We start from the raw sequence: 393 nt of genomic DNA, 5'->3' as shown, positions 1-393 counted from the left end.
GACGATGTTTGCAGTGGCCAGGCGTCGCCCGTTCCGCAAGTGGACGTGCCAGCCGGAAGCAGGCTGCGTCAGTGACCGCACTTCTTCTTCCAGCAGGGTGCCGCCGCGGCGGCGAAAAAGCGCTGCATACGTCGCGACGAGCCCGCCCGGATCAACACAACTTCTGCTTTGTTGCCAATGCACGGCACCCGCGAAATCCCTCTTCAGGCAGGGCTCCTCACCTCTCAACGCCTGATTGGTCAAGATGCGCGACTGAACACCAAAGTCCTTTCTGTAGCGTTCCGCCTGCGCGGCGTCCGTATCGAGCTCACGGGCCTCGCGATGCATCTGGATGTAGCCGCGTCTGACGAACAAGTGTTCTGCGCCGGCTCCGGCAATCAGCTTGTCGTGGTC

General features: G+C 62.1%; 1 protein-coding gene. It reads right to left on the bottom strand.

Going from position 1 to position 393, the window contains the following annotated elements:
* Window positions 1-393 (bottom strand): FAD-dependent oxidoreductase (locus EOA22_RS37435; protein WP_164756377.1); only part of this gene is annotated, 393 nt, incomplete at both ends.

Source organism: Mesorhizobium sp. M7A.F.Ca.US.014.04.1.1, from assembly GCF_003998745.1.
GTDB classification, from domain to species: domain Bacteria; phylum Pseudomonadota; class Alphaproteobacteria; order Rhizobiales; family Rhizobiaceae; genus Mesorhizobium; species Mesorhizobium ciceri.
Note: the sequence above shows the minus strand (reverse complement) of the source record. Positions and strands in the feature narration are given on the sequence as shown.